The organism is Brevibacterium sp. HMSC24B04 (genome assembly GCF_001806835.1).
Taxonomy (GTDB): Bacteria; Actinomycetota; Actinomycetes; order Actinomycetales; family Brevibacteriaceae; genus Brevibacterium; species Brevibacterium ravenspurgense.
Genome location: NZ_KV786070.1, coordinates 1 through 16,987 on the forward strand (window position 1 = coordinate 1; position 16,987 = coordinate 16,987).

Annotated in this window: 15 protein-coding genes; 12 read left to right on the forward strand and 3 right to left on the reverse strand. The window is 63.9% G+C overall.

Annotation, left to right across the window (positions count from 1 at the left end):
* The 4 genes from HMPREF3092_RS01700 to HMPREF3092_RS01715 form a co-directional block, all read left to right on the forward strand.
* Positions 1–1,592 (forward strand): AMP-binding protein (locus HMPREF3092_RS01700; protein ID WP_070423631.1); only part of this gene is annotated, 1,592 nt, incomplete at its 5' end.
* 113 nt (positions 1,593–1,705) lie between these two features.
* Entirely contained in the window at positions 1,706–3,028 is a 1,323-nt protein-coding gene (locus HMPREF3092_RS01705; RefSeq protein ID WP_070423632.1) for an MATE family efflux transporter, read from the forward strand.
* Between the two features lie 5 nt (positions 3,029–3,033).
* Positions 3,034–3,444: a GNAT family N-acetyltransferase gene (locus HMPREF3092_RS01710; protein ID WP_141737927.1), complete on the forward strand. Its 411-nt coding sequence runs from the start codon at positions 3,034–3,036 to the stop codon at positions 3,442–3,444.
* Entirely contained in the window at positions 3,441–4,247 is an 807-nt protein-coding gene (locus tag HMPREF3092_RS01715) for an acyl-CoA thioesterase (RefSeq protein ID WP_070423634.1), read from the forward strand. Before HMPREF3092_RS01710 ends, HMPREF3092_RS01715 begins: the two co-directional genes overlap by 4 nt.
* 98 nt (positions 4,248–4,345) lie before the next feature.
* On the opposite strand, the gene HMPREF3092_RS01720 is transcribed toward HMPREF3092_RS01715, so the two are convergent.
* Positions 4,346–5,500 carry a pyridoxal phosphate-dependent aminotransferase gene (locus tag HMPREF3092_RS01720; protein WP_070423635.1) on the reverse strand — a complete coding sequence of 385 codons (1,155 nt, stop codon included), beginning with the start codon at positions 5,498–5,500 and terminating at the stop codon, positions 4,346–4,348.
* Between the two features lie 199 nt (positions 5,501–5,699).
* Between HMPREF3092_RS01720 and HMPREF3092_RS01725 the strand changes: the two genes are divergently transcribed.
* Genes HMPREF3092_RS01725 through HMPREF3092_RS01755 form a run of 7 tightly spaced genes read left to right on the forward strand, consistent with a single transcriptional unit; the run spans position 5,700 to position 13,939 of the window.
* Positions 5,700–7,946 (forward strand): TIGR03773 family transporter-associated surface protein, encoded by a 2,247-nt coding sequence (locus HMPREF3092_RS01725; protein ID WP_141737928.1) that lies wholly within the window; start codon positions 5,700–5,702, stop codon positions 7,944–7,946.
* Positions 7,943–9,478, forward strand: a complete 1,536-nt coding sequence (locus HMPREF3092_RS01730; protein WP_070423637.1) for an anchored repeat ABC transporter, substrate-binding protein — start codon at positions 7,943–7,945, stop codon at positions 9,476–9,478. The genes HMPREF3092_RS01725 and HMPREF3092_RS01730 overlap by 4 nt, the downstream gene beginning before the upstream one ends.
* Positions 9,475–10,401 (forward strand): choice-of-anchor M domain-containing protein, encoded by a 927-nt coding sequence (locus tag HMPREF3092_RS01735; protein ID WP_083274197.1) that lies wholly within the window; start codon positions 9,475–9,477, stop codon positions 10,399–10,401. The genes HMPREF3092_RS01730 and HMPREF3092_RS01735 overlap by 4 nt, the downstream gene beginning before the upstream one ends.
* A complete protein-coding gene (locus HMPREF3092_RS01740; protein ID WP_256174355.1) occupies positions 10,394–11,116 on the forward strand; it encodes a metal ABC transporter ATP-binding protein in 723 nt (240 codons plus the stop codon). Before HMPREF3092_RS01735 ends, HMPREF3092_RS01740 begins: the two co-directional genes overlap by 8 nt.
* A complete protein-coding gene (locus tag HMPREF3092_RS01745; RefSeq protein ID WP_070423638.1) occupies positions 11,113–11,964 on the forward strand; it encodes an anchored repeat-type ABC transporter permease subunit in 852 nt (283 codons plus the stop codon). Before HMPREF3092_RS01740 ends, HMPREF3092_RS01745 begins: the two co-directional genes overlap by 4 nt.
* Positions 11,961–13,178: a hypothetical protein gene (locus tag HMPREF3092_RS01750; protein WP_070423639.1), complete on the forward strand. Its 1,218-nt coding sequence runs from the start codon at positions 11,961–11,963 to the stop codon at positions 13,176–13,178. The genes HMPREF3092_RS01745 and HMPREF3092_RS01750 overlap by 4 nt, the downstream gene beginning before the upstream one ends.
* Positions 13,175–13,939, forward strand: coding sequence for a lytic transglycosylase domain-containing protein (locus HMPREF3092_RS01755; protein WP_019175299.1), 765 nt, complete (start codon positions 13,175–13,177; stop codon positions 13,937–13,939). The genes HMPREF3092_RS01750 and HMPREF3092_RS01755 overlap by 4 nt, the downstream gene beginning before the upstream one ends.
* A 276-nt stretch (positions 13,940–14,215) precedes the next feature.
* Here the strand turns inward: HMPREF3092_RS01755 and HMPREF3092_RS01760 are convergent, their stop codons facing one another.
* Entirely contained in the window at positions 14,216–15,178 is a 963-nt protein-coding gene (locus HMPREF3092_RS01760; protein WP_141737929.1) for a sensor histidine kinase, read from the reverse strand.
* Between the two features lie 203 nt (positions 15,179–15,381).
* Between HMPREF3092_RS01760 and HMPREF3092_RS01765 the strand changes: the two genes are divergently transcribed.
* Positions 15,382–15,615 (forward strand): hypothetical protein, encoded by a 234-nt coding sequence (locus HMPREF3092_RS01765; protein WP_019175290.1) that lies wholly within the window; start codon positions 15,382–15,384, stop codon positions 15,613–15,615.
* Between the two features lie 36 nt (positions 15,616–15,651).
* Here the strand turns inward: HMPREF3092_RS01765 and HMPREF3092_RS11280 are convergent, their stop codons facing one another.
* The gene (locus tag HMPREF3092_RS11280; RefSeq protein ID WP_070423641.1) at positions 15,652–16,047 is read right to left on the reverse strand and encodes a hypothetical protein; all 396 of its coding nucleotides are present in this window, start codon (positions 16,045–16,047) and stop codon (positions 15,652–15,654) included.
* Positions 16,048–16,987 lie beyond the last annotated feature (940 nt).

Below are 16,987 nucleotides of genomic sequence, written 5' to 3' on the forward strand. Positions count from 1 at the left end.
AACCGGGTCAACGCACTCTAAAACCGGAAGAGCCCTATTGGGGCACGACCATCACCTACCGTGAATTCGACGCCTACGCACGGGCTTTTGCACAGGTTCTTGCCGACGGCGGCTTCGGTGCCGGCGACAGGCTGGGCCTGTACATGCAGAACGTGCCGGCGTTCCCGATTGCGGTGTTTGCCGCATGGAAGCTCGGGGGTCAGGTGGTTCCGCTCAACCCCATGTATCGCGGCGAGCTCGAACACATCTTCAACGACTCGCAGCCCAAGGCGATTGTCGTGTCCGCTCACGCCTGGAACGACAGGGTCGCACAGTGGGCGCAGCACATCCCGCAGATCTTCACCGTCAGCGAAGACGACTTCATCACCGGCCAGCTGCCGCCTGCCATCGCCCCGCTGATGCAGAACACGGACACCGGCCAGACCGACTTCCTCACTGCCATCCGCACGGCCCTCGAGAGCGGAAACACCGACAGTGTTCCCACTGAACCCCCGGTCGGCCCAAACGACCCGGCAATGATCGGCTACACCTCGGGAACGTCCGGCCGTTCAAAAGGTGCCGAGATCCTGCACGTGGCCATCGCCCACAACGCCCAGATGGCAAAAATCCAGAACGGCTACGGCCCGGAGCACTCCTACTTCACCCTGGCTCCGGTCTTCCACATTACGGGCTTCGTCACCCAGATGCTGGCAGCCGTCGCGTGTGCGAGCACGCTCATCATGAACTACCGGTTCGAACCGTCCTCGGTGCTGCGCATGCTGCGTGAAGAGAAGCCGCACGCTATGGCCGGCCCGGCAACTGCGTTCCTCGCACTGTTGGCCCACCCCGAGTTCACCGGCACTGAGTTCGACAGCTTCACTGCGATCAACTCCGGTGGAGCACCCGTACCGGAAGCGCTCGTTGAAAAGTTCGAAGAGCGCACGGGACACTACGTCGGTCAGGGCTACGGCCTGACAGAAACCTCCGGCCAATCCGCCGCTGTGCCGCAGGGAATGCGCGCACCCGTTGACGAAAAGACCGGTACTCTGTCTGCTGGCCTGCCGCTGGCGGCCACGATGTATCGGATCATCGACCTTGACGGCAAAGAAGTCGGTCCCGGGGAGGTCGGCGAAATCTGTGTGAGCGGTCCCATCATCGCCCGGTCCTACCTCAACAATCCCGAAGCCACCGCGGCTAATATCCCCGGCGGCGAACTGCGCACCGGGGACGTGGGCTACATGAACGAGGACGGCTGGCTGTTCATCATCGACCGCGTGAAGGACATGATCAACAGTTCTGGCTACAAGGTGTGGCCGCGCGAGGTCGAAGACGTCCTGTACCGGCATCCCGCCGTGATGGAAGCAGCCGTCGTCGGTGCTCCCGATGAGTACCGGGGCGAAACCGTCGCTGCTTTTGTCAGCCTCAAAGACGGTCAGCAGGCAAGCGAGGACGAACTCATCGCCTTCTGCCGGGAACGCCTCGCCGCTTACAAGGCTCCGCACAGCGTGACGTTCATCGATGAGGTTCCGAAGAACGCCAGCGGCAAGATTCTGCGCCGTGAGGTCCGTCGCGCGGCTGCCGAAGCCGCTGAAGCCGCCGGCACTGCCGGCTGACGCGCTGCCGGCTGACGCGTCACTGCACCCACCACCGCACGCGCCGGTCTTCCGTGGGGCACTGAGCCCTTCGGGAGACCGGCGCTGTCATGCGGGGCGCTAGACTTTCGGCGATGTCACAACCGCCTGTCTCTCTTAACCGCGAAATCATCCGGTTGGCCCTGCCTGCGCTCGGTGCGCTGGCCGCGGAACCTGTTTTTCTTCTGGCTGACACCGCGATGGTGGGCCACCTGGGTGCTGATGCTCTGGGCAGCTTGGCCGTCGCCGGTGCTGTCGTCCAGACCGTTCTGGGGCTCATGATCTTCCTGGCCTACGCCACGACCCCGCGGGTGGCGCGCAGGCTGGGTCGCGGTGACACCCGAGGCGCCGTTTCGGCCGGTTTCGACGGCATGTGGTTGGCTCTTGTCACCTCCGCGGTGCTGCTCGCGGCGGGTCTGCCTTTTCTGGAAAGTGTCGTAAAGCTCATCGGCCCGGCTCCCGAGGTGGTGCCGGGTGCGGTCTCGTATCTCACGATTTCGTGGTGGGGTCTTCCCTTTATGCTCGTCGTCATTGCGGCGACGGGCCTTCTGCGGGGTCTGCAGGATACGCGCACCCCGCTGATAGTCGCCGTCGGCGGTTTTGGGGTCAACATCGCTCTGAACGCCCTTTTCATCTACGGGCTCGACATGGGGGTTGCCGGTTCTGCTTTGGGGACGGTGACCGCCCACGCGCTCATGTGCACCGTGTACGTGGTCATCGCTTTTCGCGCGGCTGCCCGCTACGGGGCCAGTCTGCGGCCCGACTGGGCGGGCGTGCTGTTTGCCGCCCGCACCTCCGGATGGCTGCTGCTGCGCAATGCGGCTCTGCGGACTGCGCTCATCATCCTGGTGAGCCTCGCTGCCGTTCGCGGTACGGCAGAACTCGCAGCCCTGCAGATCGCGCAGACTCTCTTCAATTCCCTGGCGCTCGTGCTTGATTCGCTGGCCATCGCGGGTCAGGCTCTCGTGGGCCTGCAGATCGGCAGGCGGGATCGGGCGATGGTCCACGCCGTCAATCGCCGTCTGGTTCTGTGGGGAGTGGGCTTCGGCTTCATTGTCGGGGCGCTCCTCGCCGCGGTCTCACCGTGGGTGGGCCGCTTTTTCACGTCTGACCCGCAGGTCATCGACATTACGCTGCAGCTGGTGATCGTGTTGGCCATCAGCCTGCCGCTGGCCGGCTACGTATTCACAATCGACGGCATCCTCATGGGGGCAGAGGACGCCCGCTATCTGGCGCTCGCCCAGGTGGGCGCCTGCGCCGGCTTCGCAGTCCTTGCGTTCACGGCCGAAGCCCTGTGGCCGAGCATTGTGGTGCTGTGGGCGTGCTTTGTCATCGGCTTCGTGGCCTTCCGCGCAATTGGCCTGGGCGTGCGCATGCGGGCGGACACGTGGATCATCCGCGCTGAGAAGCTACAGTGAGTGCCATGGACATCACACCTCTTGAACCCGGCAGCCAGGACGAGCTGCGTCCCTTTGCGGACATGGTTCCAGGCGCGCCCGCTGACTGCGACCAGGGACTCATCGCCCGCGTTTCGGGTGAGGCTGTCGGAGCGGCGTGGCTGAAAGACGACGGCCCGGCAGCAGCGGGCTTTGTCGGTGAGGGCATTCCCCAGGTCTACATCGCCGTTGCCGAAGAGCACCAGGGCGAAGGCCTGGGCACGAAGCTGCTGGGCGGAGTGCTTTCACTTGCCCGCATGTCCGGCGCGACCGCCGTCAGCGCCGCAATCGCCGAAGCGAACGAAGCTCAGGAGCTCTTCGGCAGGCTGGGCTTCACGGATGTGGGCTTCGGCGAGGGCACATATGTACTGTTAGCCGACCTCAGCGAGCGCAGATGACACACCCCTTGGACGAAGCTGTCCGCTTCACCACCACCAGTTCTGACGATTCTGGGGCAGTGCTGCGCGCAGCGACCCACCCCGCCTACAACAACATGGTCGGCCCCTTCGGCGGGATCACGGCAGCACAGCTGCTGGCCGCGGTTCAGCAGCACCTCGCAGCACAGGGGAATCCTGCCGCCCAAACTCTCAACTACACATCACCTGTGGAGTACGGCGAGTTCGACATTCACCTGGAACTGGTGCAGACGAACAACTCGAACCAGCACTGGAACGTGCGGATTACGCAGGGGGAGAGCACACCGGTCACCGGCAGCGTGGTCTTCACATCCGAACGTGACACCTTTGCACATCAAGAAGCGCGTTTGCCGCAGGTGCCGGGCCCAGAAGAGTGCGAGTCGGCTCCGCCCGTGAATGATCTGCGCTGGCTGGATAACTACGAGTTCCGCTTTGCCCGGGGCGCCTATGAGCTGGGCCGCGAACACGACGATTCCGAATCCGTCTACTGGCTGCGCCACACACCCAGCCGCCACTGGGACGCGCCCTCTTTGGCCAGTGCAGCGGATTCCTTCTTCCCGCGCATTTTTCTGCGCACCGGCAAACCGCACCCGGCAGCCACGATCTCACTGACCACGTACTTCCTGGGCACGCCGGAAGAATACGCATCCGCGGGTGAATACGTGCTCTGCCAGGGCCGCGCACAGCGCTTCGGTGGGGGAACCGCAGATCAGAGCGCCCGCCTGTTCAGCTCCGAAGGACACCTGCTGGTCTCAACTCACCAGCTGACGTACTTCCGCGGCTGAGCGCTCCGGGAGTCCTCACAAAGCACGAGGTGCCGCTCAGGTGAGCGGCACCTCGTGCTTCTTCTGTCTGGGGTCGGGGGAGCCGACCTGCTTGCGTATCAGGCGTTCTTTGCCGGGAAGCGGCGCAGGCCCTCCACGAGAGCGTCACGGTCGCCGGCAAAGCAGACGCGCACCCAGCCTTCGCCGAAGCTGCCGAACGCGGTGCCCGGAGCGACCGCCACTCGGTGCTCCCGCAGGAAGTTCTGCGCCCAGGAGCCGACATCGCCGGCGGAGTCGTGGCTGACGTTGACGAACAGGTAGAAGCCGCCGGCGGGGTTGACGTATTCGAGGCCGAGCTCATCAAGCACTTCGAGAGCTGCTCGGCGGTTCTCGGTGTAGTGGTCACGCGCGGCTTCGAGGTCGTCCTGCGGGCCTGCAACCGCGGCAATCGCAGCGTACTGGGACGGAGTGTTAACACAGCTTGCATTGGCTTCCTGGACCGCGGCAAAGCGCACGTCGAGGCCCTTGGGCAGCACCAGGTAGCCCAGGCGGGCACCCGTGAGAGCGTAGCTCTTCGACAGCGAGTACACCGACATCACGCGACCGTCGGTGTCGAAGACAGCCGGCGAGGTGAAGGGCACCTGCGCGTCTTCGAACAGAATGTGCTCGTAGACCTCATCGCTGATGACCCACAGGTCGTGGCGCTTGGCAAAGTCCATGATCTGCTCGATGAGGGCAGGCGGGATGACAGTGCCCAGCGGGTTGGACGGGCTGTTGATGAGAATCGCCTTCGTCTTCTCGGTGACAAGCCCCTCAAGCACGTCAAGGCGCGGCAGGAAACCGTCTTCGGGATCCAGGTGGTAGGGCACCGGTGTGGCACTCATGAGCATGGGAGTCATGAAGAACGTGGCGTATCCAGGGTCCGGGACGAGGATTTCGTCACCCGGGTCAAGCGCCATGCTCATGGCCACGTTGAGCGCCTGCGAACCGCCGGCCGCGACGTTGATCTGATCGGGATCGACCGTGTAGCCGTTGTAGGTGCGCAGCTTCTGGGCAAGAGTTTCGCGCAGTTCGTCAATGCCCTGGTTGGCGGTGTAGCTCAGGTCGTCGCGCAGCCAGGCGTCAGCGCCGGCTTTCTTCACGTGCTCGGACACCGGCAGGCTGGGTTCGCCAACAGACAGGTCGATGACGTTGTCCATCTTTGAGGCAAGTTCGAAGACCGCGCGAATACCAGAATCGGGGACATTGGAAGCGCGCTGGCTCAGCTTCGGCATGGGGGACTCCTCGAGGGGCACTATGAACTAACTGTCAGGGATGTGCACACAGTCAATCACGCGGTTTCAGTCTTGAAAAGAGCAGCGTATAGCAATGTGCACATATGTCAATGGTTTTCTATGACACCGCGGTGCCGGCCGGCCTAGCCTGTGCGGAGCTTAAGCCCGTTGACAGTCTCATTGAAAGTTAGGAAACACCGTGGTTCGTCCGCACCCCATGACCGCCGCGCTCGCGGCCGCCGCAATCAGCGCTTCTGCTTTTATGCCGACTATCCCAGTCAATGCCGCTGAAGGTGCTGCCGCAAGTGCGGTGTGCCCTCCAGCCGCGAAGAACAAAGCTGACCATGAACGGCTGACACTTGAAAAAGAGCACACGGACGCGGTTTCCATGTGCCTTGACGGGCAGAAGAACATGCGCCTGTTCACGAAGGCCGACCTCGCTTCCGGGAAAGGGCAGCGCTTCGCACCGGAAGACGTTGCGTTCCACGTGACTGACGCGCTCAAAACCCAGGTGCCCGCTAAGGGATTCGAGTTCACCGGTGCTGCCGGCAAAGATGCCTGGATGATTCCCGAAGTCCAGAACCACGACGGCATCTGGGCCGGCTGGAACACAGAGGACATCCGTGCGGGCATGGTCGACGGAGACCACGTCACGATGCGGCTCAATCAGAAGAAATCCGTCCTGCCAGAAGGTGCGCAGGTCGAGCTCTTCCAGGCGGGTCTGGTCGGCACCAAGCGCATCCTGTCTTCTTCAGATCCCAAGCACGCCAGCTTCAACCAGCCGGTGGCCGCACACGTTCACGCCAACTGGACCTTCACCAAGCCCGGTGTCTACCGGCTCGTATTCTCGGCCGAGGCCACCGTTGGGGGAAAGAAAACCGCTGACGAAAAGGAATACGTCTTCGCTGTTGGCCAATCCGGCATCGACGAACTGAAGAAGCCTTCCGACGATTCGGGCAAACAGCCGAAACCAGACAACCCCGGCGGTACGGAAACACCCGGCGGTCCCGGCGGCGGCACCTCGGGCCCCGGCGAGGGTCCGGCGCCCAAGCAGCCGAATCCTGAGACCGACTCCGGCACCCCTGAACTCGCACCGGACACCGTGAAGGTCACGAAGGACAAAGAGTCCTACAAGCTGGGGGACCAGCCGAAGCTGACCGCGAAAGTGGGGGCGAAGACCGACGTTCAGGTCCAGTGGCAGACCAAGCAGCGCGGTGACAGCTGGCGCAGCTACCAGGGTGCTGCTGGAAACACACTCGTTCTGCCGAAGCTGACGGACGACTACCGCGACATGCAGGTCCGCGCCCTGGCTGTGGCAAAAACCGGTGCGCAGACTGTGTCGGAGCCGGTGACAATTGACATCGAGGGCGAAGAGCAGAACCAGAAGGCTCCGCAGAAAGACACGGAGTCAAACGGTTCTCCGTCCGCCGGCGGTACGGCAGCGGCCCCCGGCGCACAGTCTGCAGCGCAGCCGGCCGGATCGGCACCCGATCCGTGCGTTCCGGACAGCTCAGCCGGTGGTGGCGCCGGTGGCGATGCCGCCGGAAGTGCCGGTGCGTCCGGCGGAACCTCTGCGGGAGGCGCGAACGGTGCTGGTGCCCAGGGCCGCACAGCACCAAAGGGCCAGCGCGTGCGCGCGGAAGCCGGCCACTTCGACTTTGGCCCGCGATTGAGCGGCGGGAAGGTCTCCGCGCAGGTCAAAGACGACCGCACCGCACCGCCGGTGTGGCGCGATCCCGATGACGTTGAATTCATCATCGGCCAGGCCGCAAAGAAGCCCGTTCCGGCCGGTTACGAGTTCCTCGGTTCCGCCGGATCACAGGTCTACATGATTTCCCAGCAGCAGGAAGACGGCGTCCCGTGGCTGGGCTGGAACACCCAGGACCCAGAGATCATGAACCGCGCATCGAAAGTCACGATGACCCTGACCAACGTCAGCGGTCCCGGCCAGATGCATGTCTTCCTCGGCGGCAGCGGACTCGGCGGCGGCAGCGCCACCCGTGTGTTCAGCAAGGCCGGCGACTCCTACCAGGTGCCGGTGGGAACACACCAGCACGGCTTCTGGGCGTTCACAAAGCCCGGCACCTACACCGCCACCATCCGGTTCACCGTGGCGCTGAAGTCCGGTGGCACCACGACGGCCGACGGCACCCTGCACTTCAACGTCGGAGGCGGCGCACAGGCCGGCGGCAGCATCAAAGCCGATCAGCAGTCAGCTGAGGGTCAGCAGCCGGCTGGGGAGCAGCCAACAGACGGCGCCACACCTCAGACGGGGGAGCAGACCGCTGATGATTCCGCCTCGCCAGCACAGCAGCCAGCGGGTGATCCGTGCGCGCTGCCCCGAACCGGAGTGAACGGCCTCGGCGCGACCGGCGCTGTCGGTCTTGGCCTGCTGACCGTCGGTGCGGCCGCCGTCTGGATCCAGCGTCGTCGCACCTCCAAGTGAAGGTCCGCCGACTGCTGAGGGTCGCGGCAGCAAGCGCCGCGGCCCTCGCCCTGACCGGCTGTGCAACGGGTCTGCCCAGCAGCGCAGAACAGCTGCGCGTGGTCGCCACGACCGGCATCATTGCCGACCTGGCCTCCCACGTCGCAGGTGATGCCGCCCAGGTCCAGCCGCTCGTGCCCAAGGGAGCTGACCCGCACAGCTACGAGCCGACCCTGCGGGACGTACGCAGCATCGTCTACGCCGACGTCGCCCTGACGAACTACCAGATGCTCGAAGAGCACCGGCTCATCACGACGGTCGATGCGAACCTGCCGAAAACTGCAATCAACGCGGCGGTGGCCGAAAGCGCTGTGAAACACGGAGCCAACGTCATCCCGCTTGTTGAAGACGTGCACCTGGACACCGTGTGGTTGGGGCTGCGAGTGCACGGCACCGCGGATTCTCGAGGTGCCGACCGCAGTTCCGAGGTGCGTCTGAGGATGACGGGGGCTTCCGTGCCGGAAGGAGCTTCAGCGCACACGTTCCTCACGCGCTCGCTGGGCCAGACGGACGTGCTGTTCGACACGACTGACGGCTTCGGTCCACAAGATCTGGTGAGTCTGCCGCCGGCGGCCCACACCCACGTGTCCTGGGCCTTCAGCAAGCCTGGGGTCTACCGGCTGCGGTTCTCCGCCGGTTTGGCCGCGCGCGCAGAAGACAGTCGCGAAGAGCGGCTGGCCAGCGGCGAATTTGCAGTCGTCGTCGGCAAAGACCCCGCGACGATCCCGGAAATGAAAGACCGCAGGGTTGTCGATGCGGGTCACGCCGACATCACGGTCGATGCCGATGCCGGCAGATTTGCCCTGGCCGTGGACAAAAAGGGCGGGGGACTGGAGTACCTGGACCCTGCAGAAACCGTCGTATCCGTGACCAACAGCGCGTGGAGGGACATCCCGCGCGGAGCGTCGTTCCTCGGCCCTGCAGGCACACCCACCTACCTGCTGCCACAGGCTGTGCTCGGCAAACACGTTCACGGGGAAATCGACCCGCACATGTGGCTGTCAGCAGACAACGCAATCGCCTACGTCAAGGTCATCCGCGATGTCTTCAGCCGTGCCGATCCCGCCAACGCTGAAACCTACAGGGCGAATGCCGCGGACTACATCGATCAGCTCGACCAGCTGGACGCCGAAGTGCGCCGTGACATCGACGCAATACCCAAACACAGGCGGCACATTGTCACAGCGCACGACGCATACCGGTACTTCGCGGATGCCTACGGGCTCTCAATCGCCGGCTTCGCAAGCCCCCACCCGGGAGCAGAGCCGTCTGCCGCAGACCGGCGCAGACTCGGCGACACCATCCGGAACCTCGACATACCGGCTGTATTCCTGGAGCCGATGGGCCGCTCACCTGCGCTGACAGATGCGGCCGCCTCGGAAGGCGCCGAAATCTGCACGCTCTACTCCGACACCTTTGACAACCACGTATCCAGCTACATCGAACTCATGCGCACCAACGCCCGCACTCTGAAAGGCTGCCTCGCATCATGACAATCGCAAAGAGACTCTCAGGCATCCTCGCCGCCGCCATGACCGCAGCCATCGTCGCCAGCGGAACATCAGCGGCAGCGGCACCAGCCGACGGCGGCCAAGACGGACTGGAGCAGAAAGTCACCAGTGACGAAGCATTCGGCAGCGAGCAGGTCGTGCGCTCAGAAGGCCACATCGACCTGGGCCCGAAGGTCGTCGAGGGCGGACTCGTTTTCGCCGCACGCGATGACACCGAAAGCACACCCGTGTGGCGGCACCTGGACGACCTCGTCCTCCAAGTCGGCGATACCGCCAAGACACAGATCCCAGAAGGAGACCAGTACGACTTCACCGGCGCCTCGACCGGGGAGGACGTGTGGATCATTCCCCAGGTCGAACAGCCCGGAGCGCCGTGGCTGGGCTGGAACACACAGGACCCCGCATTCCTCGACGGCGCGGTTGACAACGTCACCCTGCGCTTCAGCGGCGCACAGGGGCCGGGGAAGGTGAGCCTGTTCCTGCAGAACGGCGATTTCGGCGAACCCGACGTTCTGTGGACGGCAGACAAAGCGGCCGACGTCAATGTCGACCTCAACACCCACACGCACGCCAACTGGGTCTTCACGAAGCCCGGCATCTACCTGGTGACCGTCAGCCTGAGCTCCAAGCGCAGCGACGGCACCACGAGCGAAGACACGCAGACCATCCGGCTTGCTGTCGGCGATGACGCCGACCCCAAGGAAGCAGCCCAGGCAGAAGCCACGCAGCCGGCATCAGGCGAACAGGACAGCGCACAGCCGGAGGACAGTGGCGCTCAGGGCACCGACCCGGCGGTTCTCATTGCCATCGGCATCGGCGCTGTTGCAGTGCTCGCCGCTGTTTTCTTCACCGTCATCGCCGTCATCAACCGACACCGCAGGGCCGCGGGTGGCAGCCGTGAGTGAACCGCTGCTGACACTTGCCGGAGTGACCGCCTCACTGGGCGGGCGGACAATCGTCCGCGGCGCGGACCTTGAGATCCGGGCCGGGGAGTTCACCGCGCTGCTGGGACCCAACGGTGCCGGCAAAACAACCCTGCTGCGCTCCATCCTCGGCACCATCCCGTCATCTGGAACCATCACGGTCAACGGCAAGCCGATCTCCAGGAAGAACCGCCCCGGCTACGTGCCGCAGCACCAGTCCTTCGCGTGGGACTTCCCCGTCACGGTGGCCACCGCCGTCATGACGGGGCTGCCCAGGCGCCTGCTGCGGCCGGTCGAGCACTACCGAGCGGTCGATAGGGCGCTGGCTCACGTCCACCTGGCCGAATTCGCAGGCCGTCCCGTCGGTGCGCTCTCGGGTGGGCAGAAACAGCGTGTTCTCGTAGCGCGCGCCCTCGTGGGAGGAACCGATGTTCTCCTACTTGACGAACCGTTCACCGGAGTCGACATGCCGACACAGGAGTTCCTCACCGACGTCTTCACTGACCTTGCCAGCCAAGGCACCGCCATCTTCATGTCCACCCACGACCTCCCTGCGGCCCTGCGCACCTGCTCCCACTGTGTGCTGTTCGACGGAACCGTGCGCGCACACGGCGCGACAGAGGACATCCGCAGCCGTGAACTGTGGGCTGACGTCTTCGGCATCGACGCGACTTCCTCCCTTCTGGAGGCAGTGTGACGCCCCTGGACTTCTTCACCGACCTGTTCAACCCGCAGCTGGCGTTCCTGCCGCGTGCGCTCGCCATGGCCGTCCTGGCTGCAGCACTGTGCGGAATCGTCGGCACCTACGTTGTGCTGCGCGGGATGAGTTTCATCGGCGACGCGGTTTCGCACGCTGTCTTCCCGGGCCTGGCCACAGCCTTTGTCATCGGAGCCGACCTCGCGCTCGGTGGAATCATTGCGGGACTGGTCACCTCGCTGGCCGTTGCCGTGGTGTCACAGCTGCGCAGACTGCGGGAAGACTCCGTCATCGGTGTGTTCCTCGTGGCGGCTTTCGGCCTGGGCATTGTCATCATCTCCCGGGCACCCGGCTACGCGGGATCACTCACCGACTTCCTGTTCGGCTCGCTGACGGGTGTTCCGGTGCGCGACCTCGTGGTCGTCGCGGCCGTTGGAGCTTTTATTGCGGTGCTGTTGGCGGTTTTCCACCAGCAGCTCGTCGCCGTCAGCCTCGACCGAGAGTTCGCCGCCGTGCAGGGCATTCGCGTGTTCTGGATCGACATGCTGCTCTACGTGTGCGTGACTCTGGCCGTCGTCTTCTCCATTCAGACGGTGGGCAACATCCTCGTGCTCGGTCTGCTTATTACGCCAGCCGCTGCCGCCCGGATGCTGACGGAGCGCCTGTCAGTCATGTTCATCCTCGCACCGACCATCGGTGCGGTGTCAGCGTTCATCGGCCTGTGGCTGTCCTGGACTCTTGAAACCCCGGTCGGCGGCACAATCGTTCTTGTGCTCACCGCAGTCTTCTGTGTGGCATGGCTGGCGGCTCCGCGCCACGGACTCATCTTCCGGTTGAGGTCCGCATGACGATGTGCCGCTGGGCTGTTGCTGCTGCGTGTGCTTTCGCTGTTCTCGCCCCTGGGACTGCCGCCGCTGCCGAACCGAAAGGCGAAGCGCAGATCCGTGTTGAGGGGAAGACGGGAGGAACCGTCGAATTCCCTGCTGCCGGAAGAGCCGTCATCTCCGATGGCGAGCTGAGCTTCGCGGATGCCGACGCTCTGCGCATTCTCAAAAGGCCCGTGCCGCTGACAGCCCACTGGACACACGGAGGTGCCCTCGAGGTGCCTGTCACCGGTCCCGCGGGCGTGTACTGCATTGCTGTTCGCGATGGGGAGCGCACCAGCCCCCGCGTGGAAAAAGTCCTCCTGGGTCAGCGATCCGCACTTGGACCAGAAGCAGACACAGAGTGCCCGGATTCCGTCGATTCGCTTCCCTCGGTCGACCAGCCGGGTCAGCCCCAACACGAGGACCACCCGGACGAGGCAGAAGAGCAGCCCAGCTCCGCCTCGTCAGAAGAACAGAGTCAAGGAGAGAACCCCGGTGAGCAACAGCCGACCCCGCAGCTTCGCCCGACGCCCTCTGAGGAAACCAGAACAGCCGACGAAGAACCGGCCCTCCCCGAAGCCCTGCCGGCCTACGCGATGATGTGCGACGGCGATGCCCGCACCATTCGGAGCGGAACCGCCGAAGCAGAAGGCGCCACGGCAATGGGAATTGCCGCAGACGCCAAGCAGCAGGGGGAGTGGCGCACCGGTCTGCCCGGCAGCCCGCAGCTGCAGTTCACGGCCGGTAACGCGGACAAGCAGGTCGAGCTGGCCGAAGTCGACGGCCCCGGCAGTGTTTCGCTGCTGACAATCGACCCGGTCGGAGCAGAAGAGCTCCTGGCCCAAGAGGGCGAAAGCTTCTCGGTGCCCGCGCAGAGCACCATGATGCCGACGCTGAGCTTCACACAGCCGGGCCAGTACACGCTCGGCCTGCGGATTGACGGAAAAGAGGCGAAGCTCAATGTGAGCGTGGGCGAACTGCGATCCGACAAAGGCAGTGCGGTCGACACGGCGCTCGAACGCTGCGAAGGTGCCTACAGCCTGGTGGCAGCTGCCGCTGCTCCGCAAGCAGTCCAGCCACAGCAGCGACAGGCGCAGCGCTCGCCGCTGCTGTGGCTGGTTGCAGGCGGTGCCTTCGGCCTGGGAGGGGTTCTGCTTGCCGTGCCCATCGGCATCCTGACGCGGAGGCGCCGATGAAGCACGCGACAGCGGTTGTGTGCGCTCTGCTGGGAATCGCAAGCCTTGTGCTCGGCGGCCTTCTGGTGGTTCAGCTGCAGAACGATGACTCCGCGACCCACGCGACTCCACCACCAGTGCCGGAGCGCCCCGAATCACCTGACCTCCCGGCTGAGGAACAGCAGAGCCCTCAGCCTCCACAGCTCAAATCGCCATGGCTGACAGCAACAGCCGAAAAGACCGGGATACCGGCACGTGCTCTGCAGTCTTATGTCACCGCCGAAGCGTGGGCGGGCAGGGAACATCCCGAATGCGGTTTGGGATGGACCACGCTGGCGGGCATCGGGTTCGTCGAAACAGCCCACGGCACCATCGGCGGGTCCGCCGTCGATGACGCCGGTGTGGTACGGCCGGAGATCTTCGGGCCGAAGCTCGACGGCTCTGTGCGTGGCACGGCTGTCATCACCGACACCGACGGGGGACGGCTCGACGGGGACAACGAGCACGATCGGGCGGTCGGACCCATGCAGTTCCTGCCCAGCGTCTGGGACAAGATGGCGGTCGACGCGAACGGCGACGGCAAGAAAGACCCGCACAGCTATGACGATGCAGCCGTGACAGCCGCGGCCTACCTGTGTGCCGAACGCAGCATCACGACACCTGAAGAGTGGACGAAGGCGGTTTTCTCCTACAACCCCGATGAGGCCTATGTGAATGCGGTGTGGCAGGCGGCGAACAAAGCCGGCACTGACGCTGCTTCGGGCGAACAAAGCGGGAACTGACGCTGGGGCAGCGTGCTCGAGGCGTGAATGAGCCGACGAGTCACCTCGCGCAGCTCGGGGACGTCGTACCGCTGCGGCCCCTTCTCTGAAGAGAAGGAGCCGATTGCCTGGTGGTCATCCGAGGCGGTGAACGTAACAGCACGCAGCACGCCATCGCGACGGTCCCTTGCTGGCCGTCCGACCTTCTGCACCCATTCGACCTGGTCTTGACGCCCAACCCTCGTGGAGAGGCTCTCCAGCTCTCTGAGCGCCCCACCGAGTGTCTTCCCAAAGGACTCATCGGAGGGCACTTCGTTGTGCCGGTTGATCGTGTCTCGAATCCCGGACGTCGATTTCGAATCCTCCGGCTTCTGTGGCGGAACGGATCATCTCCGCCGCCCGAAGGATCTCGTTCTCGAAATCGCCGGAACTGGAGCGCCCATCGGGGTCATCAGTGAGTCGACTGAGCAGCACTCTCAGTTGTTGCTGGGTATGGGCATTGACCAGGACGAGTTCTGTGAGCTTCCCATCAGAGCGACCCTCGAGACGGGCATCTACGCCAAGCATCATGACGATCGCGGAGCCTGCGGCAAGGCCATGCGAGACAGTGTCGTGGGTGTCTAGCGCCATCTCGAGCTGCATGCGCTCGAGCTTGCGTTCATGAGTCCTGGACAGACCTTCGCGACGAGATATCTCGGCCTGGATGCGTCTCTCGAAGCCGGCGGCTACGAGGCCGAGGATGACTGCCAGCAGCCACCCGAAGGACAAGGTCGTCAAGGGTTCGCGTTCGCCGCCCCAGAGGCCGAGGGATGTGGGCAGGATTCCAACGCCGAAGAGGAGCGCCGAGAATAGGAAGAAGAGACGAAGGCGGCGCTGACTCAACAGGAACGCCACTACGGCTTCGCCGACCGTCTGGAAGGGGTTCACGAAGTCTGGGTACGTAAGAACGAAGACGACAAAGAGGATTAACCCAACCGACACGGCGATAACGGGGGTGAAACACAGGGCCACCAGCAGGATCGCTGCGAGGACTTGAAACGCCCAGTACAGGGGATCTGGCGCTTCAAGCGATGCGGGCGTCAAACCGACGACAGCGATTAATAGCAATAGCACACGGAATGGCGCATCCACATATCGTGGTCCGCGCAGCACTCTGGTCCAGTTAGTGCTCCGGCTGGATGAAGTCGCCTCTGCCGCCTCAACACCTATTCCCAAAGTCTGCCCTCTTCCCAGCACGGGGATGCCCTGCTGTCTACTCACCGTACCTGGTCCTCGGCAGTCATGCGCCCTCATCAGGGTCACAGTTCGATACACGTCTATGAGCTGGTGCGACGTACCTCAAACGAGGGATGTGGGGCCGAATGCTCTGCTTCTAGATTCGACTCACCGGACACTGCCGGCACCCAGGTCTTCGAAAAAGGGAAAGCTATTCTGCAACTGGTGATACAGGGAAGGTGCGCACCATGAACAGCAAGCAAGGTCGAGTAAGAATCTGGACGGCTGCGGCTCTCGCACTGGCGGGACTCGTGCTCCTGATCATCTGGGCGGTCTCGCTCTACAGGTACGGAATCTGGGTGGACGCCAATGCGGCTGTGGGAGACGCGCGGCCGTTGGACTACGCTCTCTTTGCGTTGGGTGTCGTATTGCTCGGGGCGTCCCTTCTTGTGTTCCTCGTTCGACGAAGAGCTCATCGCTAACTGCACTGTTGGCGGTTCGTCGTCCAGCAAACCTGATCAAGGTCGACGTACGGGATCTCGCGTATCCTCTATTCCTCGTTGGGAGCTGCAAATCGGTGGTCCAGTGTGTAGCGAGTGTTCGTGGGAGATTTCGAGGAAGTCGGCGGCTTCGGTGACGTCATCGCGGAGATCGGCGTTCTCGACGAGGTAGTTGCGGACGTCCTCGCGGGTGCGCACGATGCCGACGAGGCCGAGCTTCTCACGGGCGGCGTGGTGGACGCGGGTGTAGTCGTCCTCGCTGAGAGTATTGATATCGATGATCGACCGGCCCGACACCGCGGCATCCCGCTTAACGTGCTCCAGAAGATCCTCGGCCACAAATCGATCGAGACAACCAAGGGCTACCTCCACCCTGATCTTGATCACATCGCCCAGGCGGGGGGGCCTGGCCAACCGGTTCCTCGACGCCCAGACAGAGGTGCCCGAGCGGTCGTCTGGCAAAGGGCGAGGGAAGCCGAAGCGTGGTCCCGACGATCGGGGCCTGTGAGGCCGAAAATGGGCATCTGGTCCCGGTTTGGTCCCGGGTGTTCAACTTGGGCGCCTCGAGGCGTCTGCGGGCGGCGAACAAAGCCGGCACTGACGCCGCTGCGTAGGCGAAGTGCGCGTGGGTCGGCAGGTGACTCCTACCTTCTGACCCGACGTGGCACCGACCAGGGGCCACGCCTTTCAGGCGCGCTATGTCCCGAAAGTCAATCTAGCCCCTGTCTGGCCGTCGCTCCCACGAGCCATGAGTGAAGTCCGGCGTGGGGATAGCCTCGGTCCTTCGCTCGCTGTGGCTCGTGAATGCAAGCAGGTGCGGAACGCTCCCGAGGTGGCTCGATGGGACCAAGCCACCTCGGCCGCCTAGCCGTCGGTGACGAAGGCCCCCCTCGTGATGACCATCGGTGGCGAGGTCGACGACCCCGTCGTGGGGGTGTAGTGCATCTGCGTGATGCGCGCGTCGGTGCGCCACAGGCGTTCGGCGGCGAGATAGACGCCCTGTCACAGCCAAACGTGTGACACGTCTCACCTGCCAGCACAACTTTCCGAAGCGGTTTTACCTCGTTTGAGGTATGCAACAGACCAAAGTCGCAATCTAAAGTGCAGACAGGGTGAAGGACAGTTTGATGTCGGCACATCCGGCGCTCTATTGGCGTCTACTTGCACACTGGAGAAAAGAATATGAAAACTGCTGCCGCAGTCGGCCGGTCAGTTTGGGGCACGCAATGGTTCAAGTTCGCTGGCATCAAGTTGACTGAAACGAAGGTCTGGGGGAAATACTCGTCCAACAAGGGTAAAATCACCAAGATCACCGATTATGGGGCTCTTCCGGTTTCAGAGTGCGTGACGCGGT

What these genes read in the sequence shown, in the direction of transcription:
- HMPREF3092_RS01705 (WP_070423632.1), top strand. Translation starts at nt 1,706, where the DNA reads ATGTCACAACCGCCTGTCTCTCTTAACCGCGAAATCATCCGGTTGGCC.
- HMPREF3092_RS01710 (WP_141737927.1), top strand. Translation starts at nt 3,034, where the DNA reads ATGGACATCACACCTCTTGAACCCGGCAGCCAGGACGAGCTGCGTCCC.
- HMPREF3092_RS01715 (WP_070423634.1), top strand. Translation starts at nt 3,441, where the DNA reads ATGACACACCCCTTGGACGAAGCTGTCCGCTTCACCACCACCAGTTCT.
- HMPREF3092_RS01720 (WP_070423635.1), bottom strand. Translation starts at nt 5,500, where the DNA reads ATGCCGAAGCTGAGCCAGCGCGCTTCCAATGTCCCCGATTCTGGTATT.
- HMPREF3092_RS01735 (WP_083274197.1), top strand. Translation starts at nt 9,475, where the DNA reads ATGACAATCGCAAAGAGACTCTCAGGCATCCTCGCCGCCGCCATGACC.
- HMPREF3092_RS01750 (WP_070423639.1), top strand. Translation starts at nt 11,961, where the DNA reads ATGACGATGTGCCGCTGGGCTGTTGCTGCTGCGTGTGCTTTCGCTGTT.
- HMPREF3092_RS01755 (WP_019175299.1), top strand. Translation starts at nt 13,175, where the DNA reads ATGAAGCACGCGACAGCGGTTGTGTGCGCTCTGCTGGGAATCGCAAGC.
- HMPREF3092_RS01765 (WP_019175290.1), top strand. Translation starts at nt 15,382, where the DNA reads ATGAACAGCAAGCAAGGTCGAGTAAGAATCTGGACGGCTGCGGCTCTC.